Raw genomic sequence first — 18,105 nt, 5'->3', positions numbered from 1 at the left:
CATCCAGATGGCTATTCTAGATTTTACGTACACACATCCAGGCAATTGGCGCCCTTGTCCACGCTCCGTAATGGAGGTAACCTCATCGCTTTTTTACTATCATCAAATTAGAAATCATCGCTGGCATGTGGTTCAATACGTAGAAGCCTGCCGCTCGCTACAGTATCGGGTCGGCCAAGCCGTTACGCTACTCCCGTAAGGCTGCATGGTCACCGGTATTAGTCCTACTTTCTGTAGTTTCCAATAAAGTGGTGACCCATAAACCAAGCGACTTCTTTTAACGCTTGGCCAGGCCAGTAACCGTATAGTTAATTTCGGCTAGGAGTAATACGAGTTTATAGCTTTCTTCACCGCAACGGTGTATACTTAACCCTAGCTTACAACAGAACAGATGAAGACTACAGTACTCGGTAGTGGTGCTTATAGTCCAGGCGAGAAGAAGCCTGAACAGATCCTGACAGACTGGCTCACGGCGGCCGCCCTGTTTCATGGCTACTATCACCAGGTAGTGAGCCAGGCCAGCCAGCAAGTTCATCAAGCCAACTTACGGGCGGACACCCCTTTAGTTCAGGATCAGGCTTCACGCCAGCCGTTGCTTACCCTGGTGATGGCGATGCAGGCCGAATTAGCCACCTTACTTCAGGATATGGATCAATTGGCGCTGCTCACACAAGCGCCCACCCCGCGGGGGTATCAAAAGTTGGCGGCCCATACGGAAATTTTAACGCGCTTAACCCAGCAGGCGCAGGCAAGACTGGCAGTAGGGACCTCTCCTCTCAAGTAGTTAGTAGCCACGCTCGATCATCGCCAAGGTTGCCCAAGCGTAGTGGGTCGACTATCTGGCCGGTCTAATTGAGGTTCGGTGGAGAAGTTGTATCCAGCGTATGGCTGTCCGGTGGGATCAAGCCCCGCGCTGGCGAAACGGGGTCAATTTGATTTACCAGGGCGATGAGCTTATCCTGGGTTTCTTCGGGGACGTGTTCAATAAAGGTGGCCGCCACCAAAAAGATATACTCTTCGAGCAGATTCGTAAATAAGGAATTGGTGTGATTCATTGCCGGTAGCGATTAATACGTCCTTATCGGCGCTATTTGTCTGCTCAGCAGACTTGCGATCAATGATATGGATTGATTTCTGCACAAAGGTACTCGCTTTGATGAGAGCACGTAGTATTCCCTTGAAAGCTTTCTAAGTTATGTTTAAACAGACAAGACGGCCGAACTAGCCCCGGGTTGACGCGTCATTTAGCCCCACCCGGTATAGGTTTACTTCTTTGGCGCTCATCCGTTCGTTTTGTGCAGCTTTCTGCCTTCCACTTCGCTAATTCCTAGTAACTTAGCAGATCACGGCTCTAGGAAGCTGATTTAAGCGTACTGGACTTTCTAAGGGTCGTTCCAAGTAGCTGAAGAAACTCTTACACTGACCACTTTATCCGTTGGAGCCTTTCCGGTTCCGCTTGGTGAGTGAAGCCTGAATAATAGCCCAGGCTTTTCTCTTGAGCTTGAGATGTAGTTCCTTATCTTTCGGTACGAAGGTGGTACTGCGGTTGTGCTCATTTTGAGTCACAAGCCAGTAGGTACTGTCGGACGTATCGGGTATTTCGGTATGGGTTGGTTCGCTCATAGTCAAAGGTCGTTGCCGACCTGAAAAAAATCAACTAAACTCAGTATCTCTCTAATGATTAGCCGGTCTTGAACTCCTTAACGGGTGTTTAATAAGCAAACAACCAACTCCCTCAGCAGTTGGTTGTTTCATAACGTTGAGTAGATACGTTATGAAACAAACCACGGACAAGCTAAAATGTTTTCAGTCCTTGGCGTCCTTTATTTGACTCTATTTGTCTTAGGCTGAACCTTTTCCATACGGGCCCGTTGTGGAGGGATGTACGAAAAGATGCTACTCCAAGGCAGTGGACTTTCTGTCTTTTACTGGACACTACACTAAGAATCATCTGTCTAAAAAATGTAGTAAGTCCAATAGGCGCATTAGCGGAGAATCGAGACACTTGTGACTACCATACTTAGTCGCTTTTACCATTAGGTCGTTCCCCTGGTCAGTAAGCTCGTCAGGGCGGTTAAATCGACGGGCTTAACCAGAAACGAATCGAAACCAGCCTCCTGGGCTAGCCCTCTGTCGTCGTCCTGACTATAGCCCGTCAGAGCAATTAATAAATGAGGTTGCCAGGCCTTCAAACGCAACAAACGCGCGGTTTCAAAGCCATCTAAACCCGGCATGGCCAGATCCAGCAAAATTACATCCGGATGAATACCATCAGCAGCCTCCAAAGCCTACTGACCACTATAGCAGGCGTGAGTCTCATACCCGTTTAGTTGCAACAGCATCGCTAGGGTGTAGGCTGCATCCCGGTTGTCATCGACGACTAGAATCACGCCCCCGGTGGATGGCTTAGTGGTTGGACTCATGAGCCTTGGAATTGAGTACGGGTAAATGAGCACTAAACACGCTGCCCCGATCAGCACCCCCACTACGGGCCTCTACTCGCCCACCATGCAGCTCAATAAATTCTTTCACTAGGGTCAAACCCAGCCCTAGGCCCCCCTGGGATCGAGTGCGGGAAGCATCCACCTGGGCAAACACCTCAAAGATTCGTTCCAGTTGGTCGGCCGGGATGCCAATGCCGTCGTCGACTACCTGTAAGATAGCCTCTTCACCTTTTGCCTCCAGGCTAAGCCAGATATGCCCCCCCTCCCGGGTAAATTTAGTGGCATTGCTGAGCAGGTTGCGCACCACCTGGGTCAGTCGTACAGCATCACCCTGTAGAAACAGCGCTTGAGTTGGCAGCTTGACCGTGAAGTCTCGGTGTTCAACCTCAATCAGCGGGCGGGTGGCCTCAGTGGCCTTTTCCAGCAGCTCGACGAGATCCAGCGGTTCCAGCCGCAGGACAATCTTGCCCTGATTAATGCGGCTCACATCCAGCAGATCATCCACCAGCCGCACCAGTTGGGCCACCTCCCGTCGCATCATCGACAGGGCCCCCGCCAGCGGCATGCGTTCATCCTGGCCACCCGTCAGCTCCAGGATCAATAGCGTGTTGGAAAGCGTGGCCATAGGATTACGCAGTTCATGAGCCAGCAGGGCCAGAAACTCATCTTTGCGCTGGTCGGCCTGGTGCAGGGCTTCTTCAGCTCGTCGGCGCTCAGTAATGTCAAGCATGACCCCGCTCATGCGGGCAGGCTGGCCGTCCACTTCTTCAACTACCCGCCCGTAACCACTCATCCAGCGCTGGGAACCGTCTTCCATAACGGCGCAAAACTCGGTATCGTAGACGCCCCGGGTGGCAATCGTTTGTTGCAGCAAGTTGGTCAGCCGCTCCCGGTCGTCGGGGTGAACGTGGGTTAAAAAGTCGTCCGGGGTGAGGGGGTTAAGGCAGGGTTGCAGGCCGAAGAGTCGGAAGTGCTGTTCGTTCCAGTACACCTCATTAGTCAGCAAATTCCAGTCCCAGGTTGCCAGTTCAGTCGCTTCAATGGCCAGCCGCAGGCGTCGTTCCGATTCGCGCAGTTTGCCTTCGGCTAGCTTCTGGCCGGTTAAATCGCGCATAATCTTAACCAGACCAATCAGTTGTCCAGATTCATCCAGCAGGGGCGTAATGACGCCCGAGCCGTAGAGTTGCGAACCATCTTTACGGCAGTGCCAGCGTTCATTTTCGGCGCGGCCTTCGGTTTGTGCCTGCTGAGCTTCGTACTGGGGAACGCCTTGCTGACGATCTTCGGCCACATAGAGCACATCGGCCAGCTGGCCCAGTATCTCCACGTCCGGGTAGCCCAGCATCACTTCGGCCCCCGCGTTCCAGCTCGTGATCCGGCGCTCTAAGTCGGTAGTGAAAATGGCGTAATCTTTGGCGGCTTCCAGAATGAACCGCTGTTGTAGGGCATCCTGCCGCTGGGTTTCCTGGTTTGTTTGATTCATGGTGGCACTCAGCTAAGAATTTGTCGGCGTGCGGGACGGGATAGACCATTCGCTATACCATCACGCACGCCGAAAGGCACTGGTTACTCCACTAAGACCGACGAATCCATCTGGTTCCTGATTAGGCGCAGGCCGCCAGTTTCTTGAATACGTTTTGGTAGGTGGTCTCCTCGTGAATGCTTCAGAAAACAAGCTCTACCGGTCTCTTACCAGAATTCTCTACCGGCTAGATCTGCCCCATGAGTGCCCCGCCCCAGCGTTTATTTAACAAATCAGTAAGTTGTCTGTCTCAAGAATATTGGGAGCGGTCAACATTTGTACGATTGAATGGCACAGACGGTTAGCCAGTGCCCTGCGCGAAGCGAATGGTAGGATACCCCTTTAAAAAGGAATAAATACAGGTTAGCTGTGCTCGTCGCTACGGTCTTAGGTCCGCTCAAGCAGGCTGATTAGCCCGGAGTAAAGGAGGCACCAGTTGATGGGTAGGCTAATAAAATGGCCGTATGACGAGCGAAAAAATCAATTTCAGGCAGGTGATCGAGCTGGTATCTGGCTTTCGTTAATAGCTCGACTTCTTCCAGTACCTGGTCCAGGGCGCTCCTTATCTGCCCTTGCCAGCCCAGACCCTGAGCTGAATGGGAAGATGACTTGGCAGCTTGATGTTCAGGCTTAGGATCGTATCCACCGATAATACGTGTAGTAGCCAATTTCCCTCTTGGTTTGCTAGGCCTAGAGCGAAGAGATAGTCCGCCGGTAAAACCGGCGGTAAGGGAGGGTGTCATACCAAACTGATTTAGGATGTAAAACGATCACTCGTTCTAAATGGCCCAACGAAGGAAAGGCTGTAAGCTGGCCTAAAAGTAAGGGGTTCTTTTTGACTTAGGAGGTCTGTTTTTTGTCAAAAGTGGTCGTGTCGCCGTTTGAACTTCTGGATCTGATGATGCTTTCTCAATTCTAGACCTTCCGCCAACAACCTGACACCGCGTTCCACTAAGTATTTGGCCCGCTTCAGGGTCGATTTTTAGGAGGCGATGGTGGCAAGCATCTTTACTTTAGCTTGGTTGGTTGCTTCCAGGAGTATACTTACTAGAGCTAGCGGCCTATCGAAGACAGTCCGGATTTTTCAGTTAGTATCGAAAGTAAATACGAGCCAAAAATAATTACGAGAAGGTAAGTACAAGTTCGACAACAAAGCCCGGTGCGTTAACAGGCTTTGTTGTATTTATTTGTCAGTTCAACTAGTTGTTAACTACTCTTAGAGCGGGTAGCTAATTCCGCTTTTATCGCGAAGGCTACCCGTAAGGTCTTAGGCATTTTTCCGATGTTTTAGGGCCACCTATAATAAGATAAAAGGCGTGCTTGAATGGGCGAGCCTGAAGCATGTCAGACGCAGACACTACCAGTCAGTTATCAGAAATTACCCCGCGCTAGTGGTCCTCCCTTAAGCTCCTAAGGGACTCTTGTTCGTTCAGGCTCAATGGAGGTCCTCTGATGGCAAGAGGCTATACCCGTAAAGTACTGAAAGTGAATTAGTTAAAGCGATTTTACGCTGCTTCTGGCAGGTAGTGATCGGTCTTGTTCTTGCCGACTTGAGGGCAAATCCCCGTTTCACCCATCCCCCTCTAAACTCACGACTTGTTCTGCCGTCAGAGGCAACACACTGGTTTGCCACCAAAATTGCCGTATGGCTTTGTAGACAGCGATCTGTTGATCCATATCGATCCCTTTTACTACATACACGCTAGCTCCTGAGCGGTAGCTTTCCTGGACATCGAACGGGGTAGGCGATGAGCTCATCGCCAGGATGGGTAGTTGGGGACATAAACTTTGAGCTAGCCAATCGCGAAGTGCCCTGACTAAGCTTAAGCCGTCTGCTCGACGAGGCAGGTACAACTCGACTAAAATCAGCTTGGGTAAGGCTACCTCCTGGGCTAAGCAATTATCCAGGTAGGTCATGGCTTGCTGGGACGTAGACACCCGATCGAGCTGGATCTCGGGCAGGCTTGTTTCTAAGGCTAATCGAGTTACAATCCAGGAAAACTCCTGATTTTCAATAATCAGCAGTTTGGCTTGCTGGAAGTTACAGGCCATTAACGCGTTCGCTTGCATACGTGTTGAAGAGCCCTTTGAGTGGTACTGCTTGATTAGGTAAACCGCCCAGAACCAACGAAACGCTTTCGAAAGCCCTCATAAGTTAGGGAACGGGCGATGGATCAAGTTAATCTTGGCTGGATAACATCGATTCCATCGCCACTAACCCGTATAGTTGAGGGGTTATATTGTTTCGACCAAGCATTTCGGTATACCGTAGCGTCATAAAGGTAGACCATAACCCCTTCAAGCTGACTGATAGGTTTGTAATTAATCGTTTTTCTTGGCTACCGTCGAGTGTGGAAACCTACGAATTTTGTTTAGCCTATTTAAGCATTTTTTTAAACAAAACGTCTAAACAAGATGTGTTCCTCTATAATGAAACCACGTTACTTAGAGTCCTCAGTAAGAAAGGACAGATTAGACGAGCCTTCGGTACGGGTGTGGTGGATCACTCAGCGCCTGATCGGAATCTAACGATCAGTCATCGGGACTCGTTAACGACCTCGCGCCGACATACAGATGCTCCGCTCCCCAAAGCTGTTTTCATGCTCAACTTGCTTACTATATGCCAAACGTTTTACTAATTGAGGACTATCCCGTTTTACGAGACAACCTCAAGGAACAATTGGAACTGGCTCACTACCAGGTGCGCGCCGTTGAGCACGGCGCTCAGGCGCTAGCCCTACTCCCCCTGTTTCGACCCGATCTGATCATCTGTGATATCCTCATGCCGGAGATGGATGGACTCGCCTTTCTGCGAGCCCTTCAACAGAATACGCTCTACCGGTCCATCCCCCTGATCTTTCTAACGGCCAAGGAAAGCCCGGCCGAGCGGCTGGAAGGATTAAGCCTGGGGGCCGTTGATTACGTTTGTAAACCCTTCTCCAGTGCTGAGTTACTGCTCAAGATTACCAATCTGATTCATCAGCAAACCGAGCTGATCCGCTATCAACTCCAGCGGAAGATCGCTCAGGAAACACCGGACATTCAGTTTATCCGCCAAGTCAGTGAGCACTTGGAGCACGCCTATTCCCAGGCTTCATTCGGTCTAGACCAACTGGCCGAGGCCATGCACCGGAGTCCATCCGCTTTACAACGACAGCTCAAGCACTACTGCCAGCGGAGCTTCAGCCAGGTGTTGAAAGACTACCGGCTGCTGAAAGCGGCTAGCTACTTAGTCGATACGGATCGGCCCCTACAGGTCGTAGCTGTCCGGTGTGGGTTCAGCAGTTTATCGGCCTTTTCACACTGTTTCAAAGAAGCCTACGGGCTTTCCCCCCTACGTTATCGGCAAGCCAATTGGCTTCCGACTACGGGCAGCACTAAGGCGTAAAGAGACGGCCGTATTAGCGGTAGAGCGTCAGCTCGCCTCAAGCCTGATGAGTGGCCCCGAGCAAACGAGTTACCTGCTGGTTCATGTGCTGGAGGACTGTGGTATGGCGGGGTAAAAAGCCAACCGGTTTGGGGCCATTGACCCGGTGGCTGGCGGTCGTCGGCTCCAGTTCGGTTAGTAGTTGTTCCAGCGTGTGCCGCATCTGCTCTTGACAGGTAAGATACTGGGTGGTCAGGTGACTAGGTAATCCGACCGATAGATCGAGTATGGTTTCCAGTAGATAATAATTATGGTTGAAGCGCTCTAGCTCGGTTTGCCAGGAACGGCCCGGTTCTTCGTTAAGAAATAATGCCGGAGAGAAATTGGTGTTGATAGAAGGCGTCATAGCAATTAAGGTAGAAGTGTATAAACAAGGCTACTTCCCGGGCGACCTGACGACCCGAGAGCGGTTATTAGGATATAAATGTACGGGGGGCTATTTGACCCAGCAGGTCTATTTCTTGTCAAATACCAGTGATCAGACGTTGATCCAGTTCGCTCATGGTCAAAACGGTCGGTAGGCGCTAGCAACTTGGCGATCATTGCCTTACCTTAGTAGTAGTCTACTGGTCGAGTCAACCCGTTTTACCATGGATATTCCTGCCAATACCCAAGCTGAGTTAAAGCGGCTAGCCAATCTGGTCCACTATGACATTCTGGATTCGCTGCCCGAGCAGCATTATGAAGACCTTACTCAGCTAGCGGCTCACATCTGCCAAACCCCCATCTCGCTGATCACCTTCGTGGATCAAGAGCGCCAATGGTTTAAAGCACGCGTCGGTTTTAGCCAGTCCCAAACCCCGCGGACTAGTTCCTTCTGTGCGCACGCTATTCTGAACCCGGAGCAGCTGATGCTGGTGCCCGATGCCCGGCTGGATGAACGATTTGCCCAGAATCCCCTGGTGCAGGGAGAGCCAAACATCCTGTTTTATGCGGGCGTCCCCTTAGTGACCCCGGAAGGCTATGCCCTGGGCACCTTGTGCGTGATTGATACCAAACCCAATCGCTTATCGGAAACCCAGGCGCAGGCCTTAGCTTCCCTGGGGCGGCAGGTAGTGGCCCTGCTGGTCTTAGGCCGCCAGACCACGGAGTTACTGCAGGCGCAGAAACAGGGGCAGCGGCAGGTAATTCGACTCCAGAAAGCCAAGCTGCACCTCAGTAAGGCCCTGGCCCGGGAACGAGAGCTGCAGGTCCTTAAGTCGACCTTTGTGAGTATGGTCTCCCACGAATTCCGCACGCCCTTAACCACCATTGAAACCAGCATCGATTTGATTAACTCCTATGTGGGTCAGTTAGTGGGGGTCTCCCTGTCACCGTTTCAGCGGCACATCGGAATTATCCAACACGAGATCAAGCGGTTTGCAGCGCTGTTAAGCGGGGTGCTGACTCATAATCAGCTGGGTATGGGTAAGTTCGCCTTCCATCCCCAACCGGTGGATGTGGTGGGCTTGTGTAGAGAGCTACTGGCCACTCACTTTACGGATCGGCCCGATGGGCGCCAGGTTCAGTTCAGGCTAGAGGGTTCACCCAGGATGGTTGATGCCGACGCTTTCTTACTCACCCACACGCTCCTCAATATACTGGTTAATGCCGTCAAGTTTTCGTCCGCCGATCCCCGGCTGGTAGTTCGTTTCGGCGCTTCGGAGTTCGTCTTTGAGGTGACCGATCAGGGCATCGGGATTCCCGCCGAGGATATGCCCCATTTATTTGAACCGTTTCATCGGGCCCACAATGCGCGCTTGATTGAAGGTACGGGTCTGGGCTTGAGCATTGCTCGTCAGTTTATCGACCTGCACGGAGGCCGACTTCTGGTGGAGAGTCAGCAACACCAGGGAACCACCTGTCGGATCCATATCCCCCTCCAGTCAGCCTTCGCTAGATTTACCTAAACTAACTGACACTAATGCATGTAAAGGTATTTCGGGTGTCATTGAAAAATTGTACCGCTCCAGCGGCCTGGCGCAACGGCGGACCGTAAAAGTCGTCACTACTTGGCTGTAGCTCTACAATTCCAACTCTATTGCGGGCAGCTATTGTAAGCTGCCCGCTCAATCACACGGAAGGAGCGTGGCTGTTGCACAACTCCGCTTATTATATCGATTATTCAGTATCTGAATCGGCGAATAAGATTTTCTACCCTGGTCTACCCTTCTTAGTTGAGAAAAAGCACGCCAAAGCCCAGAAAAGAGTCTTGAGAAGACAATTACCATTCCACCCTTAGGGCTATGGCCTGGCTGAGAGTGGACTTGGTGGTGAACTTCATATACTTCTTGAGGTTGAAGGCAGTAGCCGCCATCAGCATCACCTTGTGGGCCCCAGCTTTACCCCGTACATTAATCTTTCGCAACCCATTGTACTCCACTAGACTACATAAGACGGGTTCCACCGTCCGTTGACGAAGCCGCTTCATGCGTTTGTGGAGCTGCTACATTTGACTGGACATTAAGTTAAGCATGATCTAACTTAGTGAACCATGAAAACCAGGAGACAGTACGACGAGGAATTTAAAAAGATGGCGGTGGAGTTGGCCGATGCCAAGGGGTCAATCAAAAACACTGCTGACGAATTGGGCATCACACCCCAGATTCTGACCCGATGGCGTAAGGAACACTCATTCGCACAAACAGACAACCTTAGTGGTCGAACTGGGCCAAGTCAAGAACAGCAAGAAATTTTACGTCTCAGAAAAGAGCTCAAACAAGCTGAATTAGAGCGCGATATTCTAAAAAAGGCGGTCGGCATCTTCTCCAGGAACGACGGGACATTTTTCAGTTCATAAAAGCTCACCAAGGTGAGTTTCCCGTTGAGACCGGTCCGCCGGTGCGGATGTGTAAAGTACTAAACGTGAGCCGCAGTGGCTATTACTATTGGTTAGCCCAGCGACCAACCAATAGGACAAGGGAGAACAAGACGATTATTGAGTTAATAAGTGGTTCATTGACAGCTAGTAAAGGCCGTTATGGTAGCCCTAAAATCACTCAGGATCTTCGTGCTCAAGGCGTAAACGTATCCCGACCACGAGTGGCCAGACTCATGAAGCAGGCCAATCTGAAGAGTATCATTCAGAAGAAATATGTGGTCACAACCACCGATTCAAAGCATGCTTACCCGGTCGCAGAAAACCATTTAAATCGCCAGTTCAACCCGGCAAAACCGGGTCAGGCATGGGTTTCGGACCTGACGTATATCCGTACTGGTGAAGGTTGGATCTATCTGACGATGATTATGGATTTGTATGATCGAAAAGTGATCGGTTGGGCCTTAAGTAAGTCCATGAGGGCCGCTGAGACAACTATACCAGCTTGGCAGATGGCGATAAAAAATCGGCCCATTGAACGAAACCTGATCTTTCATTCAGATCGAGGGGTTCAGTATGCCTGTCATGCTTTTACCAAACTGCTCAAAAAACACCCGTTGGTATTGCAAAGCATGAGTGGGAAAGGTAACTGCTGGGATAATGCCGTGGCGGAAAGCTTTTTCAAGACGTTGAAGTCAGAGTTGGTCTATCAGCAGAATTTCCAGTCGCGAGCCATGGCTAAACAGGCGGTCTTTGAATATATTGAAATTTGGTACAATCGTCAACGGCGACATTCATCGTTAGGCTATCTTTCCCCTTTCGACTATTATAATGGGCAACTGCAACATGTTGCTTAAAGATTTGTCCAGTATTTTGTTGCAAGTCCAGTGCCTGATCCCTGATAAGAAGCGGTCACTTTTTTGACCAACAATAGATCTTGCGGATCAAGCGAGGTTAATGCAGGGTCTTTACTACAAGCCCCTGCGAGGAGGGCAGCCGTGGTCAAAAGCAACGAAACGCGGCGTTGAGGTAGGTGCATAGTACGTGGGAATTTATTAGAAGATACACATTAAAGCTAGACCCGAAGATGCGTAAAGAAGTTGTCTCAGCAATGGACAAACACATTATTGGGTGCGTTTGCAGAATCGTACATAAATCCTCATGACTTGGTTAGAGCATTCTGTGATTTCAGAATAGCCGTTAACAAGATGCCATTGGTGAAATTTGAATTTGCGAACGACAATATGAAACGTTTTAAAAGAGAATGAACTAGATCATCAACCTTACTTTCCCTTTTCAATCAATCGACCGTTAAAATAAAATCTTCGTTGTAAAATATTGACAAATAGTTAATTAACTACTCTACACGAAAGTAATGTACCGGTTATTCAGGATACCCCACACTTGAACAAAACCGAATCTAGTTTTTATCCCTTTCCAACTTTTCTTAGCTAGTACGTTAGACCCGTATGGGCAACGCCCCAAGTTCAGTAGCAACGTCGCTGAATCCGCTTAACACAGTACTGACTAGGCAGCAAAATTTACCGTTGGCTAAATACTTTATAAGTAGCCTTGTAATATTTTACCTATTGAGGCTAAATACCAATTTTCAGTAATACGCACCACTGATCAAATTTATCTCCGTTCCGTTTTTACAATTACAGACTAACTTAAAGATGTCCGATTTATCTAATGTAAACTGGCGAAAAACCCAGCCCCTTGTCAAGTACGTACAAGAATTGGTGCCTGATTATTTCCCCGTAATCCCAAAGAATCATCCCGCCGGACGGGGTGTAGGAGGATATGTTAATAGAACAACGCACACAGGAGGATTCTCAGCGCATGCAGAAGGACGAGCGGCTGATATTTATTTGGATGCATATGACTTGGAACAACTACGAATTGGCAATGCTTTGATGGATGGTTTTATTGAGTATAGTCGAAACTTAGGAGTTGATCATATTATATGGAACGGACAAATCTGGAGCCTTACTAAGGGAGGTCCCCGTCCCTATACGGGAGGTAATGGGCCTCACACTAATCATGTGCACGTTGCATTTACCCGGGCAGGTAGTCAGTCTAAAAACGCCTACTTGAAGCAGATGCTAGACGAAATAACACTTTCGTTAACCATCAGTGAAATAGGTTACGCCTTCGGTCATATTTTTTAGAACCAAACTTTTGAAATTCTCAACAAGCTCTACAAATTATCAAGAACTAAAAGCTACCTGCTGTTGCACATCACAGCTACTGAAAATCAGCACTTAGCTAATGGTAAATTCTCAATGGATGATTGCTTTATTCTAACACGGTTCATCAAAGCTGAAGCTGTTTTTGGAAGATACTTTACGCGCAATTGAGGGCTCAATCTATATATATTCACGTAACATAATGCAAGACTTTCTTCTTCCCTTTCCAAAGGACAATCTGGCCTGTTTTCAGGGCTTGTATAGGGTATATGATCTTAGAATAATTCCTTAATATAAGATTGCTTATTCAAATTGACTAAAAATAGTACAAAACTAGTTGTTACAAAACTAGGTGGTGACATTGTATGTCACCACCTAGTTTTGTAACTTATTGGATCACATTTCCAACTACTTTCTGTCGGCTTTCGAGCTTCGAACCTGCTGAACAAATTCAGCACTCGGTTTAAAGCCCGGAATCGAATGGGCCTCAATCACCAGAGCCGTGTTGGCGCTGAGGTTGCGGCCTATTTTACGAGCGCGTTGTTTGGGGCCAAAGCTACCAAATCGACGAATGTAAATCGTTTCGCCTTCACTAACGGCCCCTTTTATCACGTCAAAAAAGGATTCCATAATGGTTGAACTGAGTTGAGGATCAATACCCGTTTGCTCGGTAATCCGTCGGAGTACATCTTGCTTTGTCATACCTCTCTAACGGCTTTGAGGGGATTAGGTTGCTAACTTCCGGCCAAATCCTACCTAGCCAAATTTTGCCCTTTGACCATTCCCTGATTAACCAGATTCAGGCATGTTATCGCTTATGGCATTTTACAAACGACCCTTCAAAAAATGCCCTAGACGTTTGGTATCCTTTTTGAGCTATCCCGCAATCAACAAATAGGGTCACCTTGGCCAGGACCGTTGGCTAATAAAGGGGGCTTCTTAGCAGCAAAGGGCTGAAATTAGCCTACAAAGCTAACCCTGTAGGTACAATAATGACTACTGACGAACCAATCCCTCTTTTCTCGACAAGGTCAATTGAAGCGTGATACTATACGTTGTTTCTTCGTCTAAGATGCGAAGCCTGTGGTCTGGATATTGAAGGGATAACCTCTTTTTCACATTCGATAACCCTAAACCACCCAACATAGGGTAGGGGTTGACGGGTTTACTATTGCTTAGCGACAAATTCAGTACATCATCAATGATCACCAAGCTCAGCTTTACCCAAGATTTTTGGGCGTTGTTTTGAACCCCGTGTTTAAAGGCATTTTCAAGAAAGGTAATTAATAAGAAAGGGGCAATCTGTAGTGATTCGTCCACCGATTCAGGTAACTCGCTAGCCAACGCTAGTCGTTTGGCCGTTCGGAGTTGTTCCAGGTTCATATAATTCCGAATGAAGCTTAACTCTTTACTCAGGGGGACCAACGAATCCGCCGTCTCATACAGCGCGTAGCGCATCATACCCGATAGCTGGAGCGTAATTCGGGCCGCCTGTGGACTCTCTTCCTCCGTTAGGGCATAAATGCTATTGAGCACATTGAACAGAAAATGGGGGTTAATCTGACTTTTCAGAAAATCAAGTTCCAGCCGGGTGTATTGCTGCTGAAGCTGACCATGGCGCACTTGTCGTCGATACACTTCCAGTACCAACTTAACAGCCAATGGGTAAAAGGCTCGCTCAATGATAAATAATAGATGAAAAAAGGTACCTAGATTAAACAACGCTCGCCCATACGGCAAGCGCTCGAAGTGGTTGATCGACCCCGAATAATCATCCGTCAGACCAAAATAATGCTTGACGATATAGGAGGAATAGTAATACACCGTAAACAGGACGACGTAATAAAGGGCCAGACCAAGAAGCAACACGAGCGGACGCCGACCATAGTGGGTAAAGAGATAGACCAGACTGTAGTACTGAACAATAACACTCAGTGAATCCCGTAAAATGGGTCCTGCATAGGTCTTTACCGGATAATGAAGGGATGGATTTGGATAAAGAAACCAGGGAATATAGGTCGAAAAAATCAGTAAAAACACGCCCAGTAAAAGCACCCCATGAAAGCCGATTCGGGTCCAGCCTCGATAGCGGGTTTCATCGGTCAGTAGAGCAAGTTGAGACGTTAGCAAGGGCGTAGAAGGATCAGTTAACAAAGTAACTCCGTTTGGACAGCTTCGCCCATTTTTTCGATAAAGGCCCCTTTTTATCCGACTAAACCCATCATCCGACTTTTATCGATTAAAACAATACCTCTATCGATTTAATTGAAGGGACCATTTGACCTGCACTACTTTCGCTCTCAACAGAAACTTACTTGATTCTCTGATGCGAACGGATAGACTTCAACCTTTTTTAGGAAACACAATGGTATTAGTGGCTAGTCCCACCGACTGCTCCCCTAAACGGCCAGCCATTTCTGAACCGCTTCTTTTACCTCGGCCCGGTAGTTAGGCCCCACAACCAACGCCTGCCCCGTAGAAACGTGGATGGTATTACCCTCTAGGGTTTGAATGTGACGCAACTGGACGATGCAGGATCGGTGAACCCGCAGAAAGCGGTCAGCGGGTAGGGTATCCACTAGCTTTTTCATGGTTAGCAGAACCACCAAGTAGCGATCAGCCAGAAAAATTTTGAGGTAATCCCCCAGCGATTCAGCAAAGACGAGATCATCCACCCGCACTTGTTCCAGTTTCCGGTCGGTTTTAAAGTAGATAAAATCAGTACCCGGCGTGGGCTTTCCAGCCAGAGGCGATGTTGTTGTTTGCTCCGGCAACGAGCCCACCAAAGGCGCACTCGTTTTCTTCTCTCCGGCGCGTCCAATCGCTTTGAGAAAGCGGTCAAACGGGATTGGTTTGAGCAGATAATCTGTCACGCCAAAATCGAATCCCGCCAGGGCGTGTTCTGGATCGGCAGTTGTCATGATCACCGCTGGATGCGGGGCTGGATAAGCCCGTAAAAACTCAAGTCCCGTCATTTTGGGCATCGTGATATCCAGAAAAATCACATCGACGGCTAGGTTTGGTAGCTGATTAAAGGCGGTAATGGCATCATCGAAGGTCGCCACCAATTCCAGCCAGGGAACGCGCCGGACATACTTTGCCAGTAACGCCTGGGCTAGGAATTCATCATCAATAATCGCGCAACGAAGTAGAGTTGTCATGGTGAGTGCGTGATCAGGTCAGTGATACGGTACGGGAATCGTGGCTTGGTGGTTTTACCCCCAGCGCCTGACTATTCGACCGCTTTTAGACTGAAGGGGCCAAACGCTTCCTGCTTCAAGTTAGATTCTTCCTTGCTTTACTCAGTATACCATGAAAAAAATTACATTCCTTCTGCTTTGTTTGGGGACTTGTCTGCCCGGCCTGGCTCAGTTCCAGCTACAAGGAACCGTCGTTGAAACGGATCATCAACCAGCGCCTTACGCCACTATTCGGCTTGCTTCAGCCAACGACTCCAGTACGATCAAAGGCGCAGTAACGGACGAAAAAGGCTTTTTTCGGATAAATAAACTGGCGGCTGGCACGTACTTACTCCACGTGCAATCAGTTGGCCACCAAGCCACGTGGCTCCCTGCCTTTACGTTACGTGAAACCGATCCGGCAAAGGATTTGGGCATTATTACGCTGACCGAAAAAACGGAGAATCTGGCCCAGATTAACGTCAAAGGGCAGCGAAGTTTAGTGGAGAACCAGGGGGATCGACTGGTGTTAACCGTAGCCAATAGCGTCATCGCCAAAGGCAATAAGGTAGAAGACATTTTGAGATATGCGCCTCTGGTATCGGCAACCCCGTTAGGTATTAAAGTGGGAAACAAGAGTAATGTCCTGATCTTGGTGGATGGTCGCCAGATGGGCCAAGGCACTCTGGACAATTTCCTGCAAAATTTCTCAGCCGAGGATATCTTAAAGATCGAAGTGATCCCTAATCCATCGGCTAAATACGATGCCAGTTTCGGAGCGGTCATTAATATTATCACCTTGAAGAGCTTAGAACGAGGCATTAATGGGCGGCTGAGCACCACCTACTCGCAGGGCCACTACGGGCGCTTCAACCCCAATGGCTCCCTCAATTTTCGATCGCCCCGGTGGAATGTGTTCACCACCCTCAATGGCCGGTTTGATCAGGTGGGTTCTGAGGAAGCCTCGGTACGTACGTATCAGGCCGGATCGATGGCGGGGCAAGCCTTCTCGCTCTATAAAACCAAGGGTTTCTCCACCTTCAGTGGTATTGACTTTTTTCCCAACCCCAATCATGTGCTAGGTATGCGGTTCAACAGCAGCAGCCAAACCATTCGTAGCACCACCGATGGGACAACAGTCTTTAGAAGCCATAGTCCTGGGGTCGATTCGGTACTGGTATTAAATCGGCTTGAAACGGATGACGGCCGGAATTATGATGGCAGTTTCAATTACACGGGTAAGCTCGACAGTGCGGGTAAAGAGCTGTCAGTGACGATAACCAAGAGCTTTTTCGATCGATCAAACACCCAATTTTTAACCTATCAGTACCAGAATGTAGACCGTAGTTCGCTACGCTCACCTAGCCGGGCTCGCATTCAAAATCCAAAAACGGAGGGTAATCTGATCGGTAAGGCTGATCTAACGCTGCCGTTAAAAAGCGGACGCTGGGAAGCGGGTTTCCAATGGACCACCATCAGCAATGATAATCTGGTAACCCAAGAGAATGAAGGGAGTACTGGAAAGTATGTGCTTGATTCGAGCTTCAGTAATTCTGGGAACTATACCGAGCATTCCTACGCGGGTTATGCCAGCTACAGTACCAAATTTAAACCCGGCTGGTCCCTGCAAACGGGTTTGCGGTATGAACGAACTTATCAGGAACTGGTCAGTTCAACGCTGAGTCGAACCTATTCTGGTTTTTTCCCTAGCCTGAGCCTGAGCAAAACGCTACCCAATGGCCCAAAAATAAGCGTATCCTATGCTCGTAAAATTTCTCGGCCGTCTTTATCGGCTTTGGTACCCTACCGCTGGCAGTCCGATCCCTACTTGATTTCGGTGGGTAACCCAGGCTTAAAACCATCCTTTGCCCATACGCTGGATGCCAACGTTACCTTGGGTGGACTGACCCTCTCTGTTAACTATTCAAACACGCAGGATGCGATCCTGAACACGGTCTTTTTTGATCCCGACACCAGGATTTACACCGTATCGTTTACCAACCTGGCCCAGCTTCACAGCGAGTTTGTGGGCCTTACCTGGGGGCATGAGTGGACGAAGTGGTGGTCCATGAACTGGAATGGGGGTCTTCGGGGCTCGCAAACCCAGTCGCCCATCGGTCAGTATGACGCCGGTTCGTTGACGGGCTACGGCGTACAGACGTATCTCAATAACGTGTTCTCCTTACCCAAAGGGTACAAAGCTGAATTGCTGCTGGTTTACGAATCGCCCAGTCGGAGTACAATTAATCAAAGCAAAGGGCTATTTTTTACGTTCATTAGTCTCAATAAACCCTTGTTTAGGGATGGGAATGTCAAACTTATTTTCCGGGATGTATTTCATACGCAACTCTATCGCTATGTAGTCTCTTACGGCAATGTGTCCTCGAGTAATCAATACTACAACGATAACCAGCGCCTTCAGCTAGCTTTCACCTATAATTTTGGCAAACGGACGGTAAAGGCAGCCAAAGATCGAAGCTTAGGCAATGACGCGGATAAAAATCGGATGGGTGGTGGTGTACGCTAATCTGGTGACTACCGCTTGTT

The 18,105-nt window shown here is 49.0% G+C and carries 19 protein-coding genes and 1 pseudogene; 7 read left to right on the top strand and 13 right to left on the bottom strand.

The genetic code is table 11. The features are described 5' to 3' along the window. On the top strand, positions 1 to 199 hold a 199-nt coding region (locus BM202_RS37915), incomplete at its 5' end, for a hypothetical protein (RefSeq protein WP_218160630.1). Between the two features lie 192 nt (positions 200 to 391). Then, the gene (locus BM202_RS30885) at positions 392 to 784 is read left to right on the top strand and encodes a hypothetical protein (protein WP_093833511.1); all 393 of its coding nucleotides are present in this window, start codon (positions 392 to 394) and stop codon (positions 782 to 784) included. A gap of 64 nt (positions 785 to 848) precedes the next feature. Here BM202_RS30885 and BM202_RS30880 read toward each other — a convergent pair whose 3' ends face one another. From BM202_RS30880 to BM202_RS30855, 7 genes are all read right to left on the bottom strand, one after another. Next, a complete protein-coding gene (locus tag BM202_RS30880) occupies positions 849 to 1,055 on the bottom strand; it encodes a hypothetical protein (RefSeq protein WP_093833509.1) in 207 nt (68 codons plus the stop codon). 373 nt (positions 1,056 to 1,428) lie between these two features. After that, positions 1,429 to 1,623, bottom strand: a complete 195-nt coding sequence (locus BM202_RS30875) for a hypothetical protein (RefSeq protein ID WP_093833507.1) — start codon at positions 1,621 to 1,623, stop codon at positions 1,429 to 1,431. Positions 1,624 to 2,036: 413 nt separating this feature from the next. After that, positions 2,037 to 2,285 (bottom strand): response regulator, encoded by a 249-nt coding sequence (locus BM202_RS30870; RefSeq protein ID WP_093833505.1) that lies wholly within the window; start codon positions 2,283 to 2,285, stop codon positions 2,037 to 2,039. A gap of 3 nt (positions 2,286 to 2,288) precedes the next feature. Continuing rightward, positions 2,289 to 2,423 carry a response regulator gene (locus BM202_RS36865; RefSeq protein ID WP_143100805.1) on the bottom strand — a complete coding sequence of 45 codons (135 nt, stop codon included), beginning with the start codon at positions 2,421 to 2,423 and terminating at the stop codon, positions 2,289 to 2,291. Next, positions 2,407 to 3,927: a sensor histidine kinase gene (locus BM202_RS30865; RefSeq protein ID WP_093833503.1), complete on the bottom strand. Its 1,521-nt coding sequence runs from the start codon at positions 3,925 to 3,927 to the stop codon at positions 2,407 to 2,409. Before BM202_RS30865 ends, BM202_RS36865 begins: the two co-directional genes overlap by 17 nt. 449 nt (positions 3,928 to 4,376) lie before the next feature. After that, the gene (locus BM202_RS30860) at positions 4,377 to 4,709 is read right to left on the bottom strand and encodes a hypothetical protein (RefSeq protein WP_143100804.1); all 333 of its coding nucleotides are present in this window, start codon (positions 4,707 to 4,709) and stop codon (positions 4,377 to 4,379) included. 826 nt (positions 4,710 to 5,535) lie between these two features. Then, positions 5,536 to 6,036 carry a response regulator gene (locus BM202_RS30855; protein WP_093833499.1) on the bottom strand — a complete coding sequence of 167 codons (501 nt, stop codon included), beginning with the start codon at positions 6,034 to 6,036 and terminating at the stop codon, positions 5,536 to 5,538. 550 nt (positions 6,037 to 6,586) lie between these two features. Here BM202_RS30855 and BM202_RS30850 point away from each other — a divergent pair. Beyond that, positions 6,587 to 7,354, top strand: coding sequence for a response regulator transcription factor (locus BM202_RS30850; RefSeq protein ID WP_093833497.1), 768 nt, complete (start codon positions 6,587 to 6,589; stop codon positions 7,352 to 7,354). 37 nt (positions 7,355 to 7,391) lie between these two features. Here the strand turns inward: BM202_RS30850 and BM202_RS30845 are convergent, their stop codons facing one another. After that, complete coding sequence (locus BM202_RS30845; protein WP_093833495.1) at positions 7,392 to 7,739, bottom strand: hypothetical protein; 348 nt, start codon at positions 7,737 to 7,739, stop codon at positions 7,392 to 7,394. Positions 7,740 to 7,983: 244 nt separating this feature from the next. On the opposite strand from BM202_RS30845, the gene BM202_RS30840 reads away from it, so the two are divergent. Next, complete coding sequence (locus BM202_RS30840) at positions 7,984 to 9,282, top strand: GAF domain-containing sensor histidine kinase (protein WP_093833493.1); 1,299 nt, start codon at positions 7,984 to 7,986, stop codon at positions 9,280 to 9,282. Between the two features lie 314 nt (positions 9,283 to 9,596). Here the strand turns inward: BM202_RS30840 and BM202_RS30835 are convergent. After that, positions 9,597 to 9,809, bottom strand: a pseudogene (locus BM202_RS30835) (transposase); the annotation flags it as partial. Positions 9,810 to 9,866: 57 nt separating this feature from the next. Here BM202_RS30835 and BM202_RS30830 point away from each other — a divergent pair. Next, positions 9,867 to 11,047 (top strand): IS3 family transposase gene (locus BM202_RS30830; RefSeq protein ID WP_394333815.1). Its coding sequence is split into 2 segments (ribosomal slippage): positions 9,867 to 10,116 and positions 10,116 to 11,047, totalling 1,182 coding nucleotides; the frame shifts between segments, so codons are not numbered across the junction. On the opposite strand, the gene BM202_RS37555 is transcribed toward BM202_RS30830, so the two are convergent. Then, complete coding sequence (locus BM202_RS37555) at positions 11,044 to 11,229, bottom strand: hypothetical protein (protein ID WP_177236749.1); 186 nt, start codon at positions 11,227 to 11,229, stop codon at positions 11,044 to 11,046. The two genes, BM202_RS30830 and BM202_RS37555, sit on opposite strands and share 4 nt — an antisense overlap. Before the next feature lie 637 nt (positions 11,230 to 11,866). On the opposite strand from BM202_RS37555, the gene BM202_RS30825 reads away from it, so the two are divergent. Continuing rightward, the gene (locus BM202_RS30825) at positions 11,867 to 12,361 is read left to right on the top strand and encodes a VldE C-terminal domain-containing protein (protein WP_093833491.1); all 495 of its coding nucleotides are present in this window, start codon (positions 11,867 to 11,869) and stop codon (positions 12,359 to 12,361) included. A 426-nt stretch (positions 12,362 to 12,787) separates the two neighbouring features. Here the strand turns inward: BM202_RS30825 and BM202_RS30820 are convergent, their stop codons facing one another. The 3 genes from BM202_RS30820 to BM202_RS30810 all read right to left on the bottom strand — a co-directional run bounded on the left by BM202_RS30820 (position 12,788) and on the right by BM202_RS30810 (position 15,540). After that, complete coding sequence (locus BM202_RS30820) at positions 12,788 to 13,081, bottom strand: HU family DNA-binding protein (RefSeq protein ID WP_093833489.1); 294 nt, start codon at positions 13,079 to 13,081, stop codon at positions 12,788 to 12,790. 294 nt (positions 13,082 to 13,375) lie between these two features. After that, complete coding sequence (locus BM202_RS30815) at positions 13,376 to 14,509, bottom strand: sensor histidine kinase (RefSeq protein ID WP_177236748.1); 1,134 nt, start codon at positions 14,507 to 14,509, stop codon at positions 13,376 to 13,378. A gap of 269 nt (positions 14,510 to 14,778) precedes the next feature. After that, a complete protein-coding gene (locus BM202_RS30810; RefSeq protein WP_093833485.1) occupies positions 14,779 to 15,540 on the bottom strand; it encodes a LytR/AlgR family response regulator transcription factor in 762 nt (253 codons plus the stop codon). Between the two features lie 151 nt (positions 15,541 to 15,691). On the opposite strand from BM202_RS30810, the gene BM202_RS30805 reads away from it, so the two are divergent. Beyond that, positions 15,692 to 18,085, top strand: a complete 2,394-nt coding sequence (locus BM202_RS30805; protein ID WP_093833483.1) for a TonB-dependent receptor domain-containing protein — start codon at positions 15,692 to 15,694, stop codon at positions 18,083 to 18,085. Positions 18,086 to 18,105: the final 20 nt, after the last annotated feature.

The organism is Spirosoma endophyticum, assembly GCF_900112365.1.
GTDB lineage: Bacteria > Bacteroidota > Bacteroidia > Cytophagales > Spirosomataceae > Spirosoma > Spirosoma endophyticum.
The sequence above is the reverse complement of the archived record's forward strand: the minus strand, read 5'-3'. Positions and strand labels throughout refer to the sequence as shown.

Coding starts and splice junctions, on each gene's coding strand:
- BM202_RS30865 (WP_093833503.1), bottom strand. CDS start 3,927: ATGAATCAAACAAACCAGGAAACCCAGCGGCAGGATGCCCTACAACAG.
- BM202_RS30860 (WP_143100804.1), bottom strand. CDS start 4,709: ATGACACCCTCCCTTACCGCCGGTTTTACCGGCGGACTATCTCTTCGC.
- BM202_RS36865 (WP_143100805.1), bottom strand. CDS start 2,423: ATGAGTCCAACCACTAAGCCATCCACCGGGGGCGTGATTCTAGTCGTC.
- BM202_RS30825 (WP_093833491.1), top strand. CDS start 11,867: ATGTCCGATTTATCTAATGTAAACTGGCGAAAAACCCAGCCCCTTGTC.
- BM202_RS30850 (WP_093833497.1), top strand. CDS start 6,587: ATGCCAAACGTTTTACTAATTGAGGACTATCCCGTTTTACGAGACAAC.
- BM202_RS30840 (WP_093833493.1), top strand. CDS start 7,984: ATGGATATTCCTGCCAATACCCAAGCTGAGTTAAAGCGGCTAGCCAAT.
- BM202_RS30805 (WP_093833483.1), top strand. CDS start 15,692: ATGAAAAAAATTACATTCCTTCTGCTTTGTTTGGGGACTTGTCTGCCC.
- BM202_RS30845 (WP_093833495.1), bottom strand. CDS start 7,739: ATGACGCCTTCTATCAACACCAATTTCTCTCCGGCATTATTTCTTAAC.
- BM202_RS30820 (WP_093833489.1), bottom strand. CDS start 13,081: ATGACAAAGCAAGATGTACTCCGACGGATTACCGAGCAAACGGGTATT.
- BM202_RS30885 (WP_093833511.1), top strand. CDS start 392: ATGAAGACTACAGTACTCGGTAGTGGTGCTTATAGTCCAGGCGAGAAG.
- BM202_RS30880 (WP_093833509.1), bottom strand. CDS start 1,055: ATGAATCACACCAATTCCTTATTTACGAATCTGCTCGAAGAGTATATC.
- BM202_RS37555 (WP_177236749.1), bottom strand. CDS start 11,229: ATGCACCTACCTCAACGCCGCGTTTCGTTGCTTTTGACCACGGCTGCC.
- BM202_RS30810 (WP_093833485.1), bottom strand. CDS start 15,540: ATGACAACTCTACTTCGTTGCGCGATTATTGATGATGAATTCCTAGCC.
- BM202_RS30875 (WP_093833507.1), bottom strand. CDS start 1,623: ATGAGCGAACCAACCCATACCGAAATACCCGATACGTCCGACAGTACC.
- BM202_RS30855 (WP_093833499.1), bottom strand. CDS start 6,036: ATGCAAGCGAACGCGTTAATGGCCTGTAACTTCCAGCAAGCCAAACTG.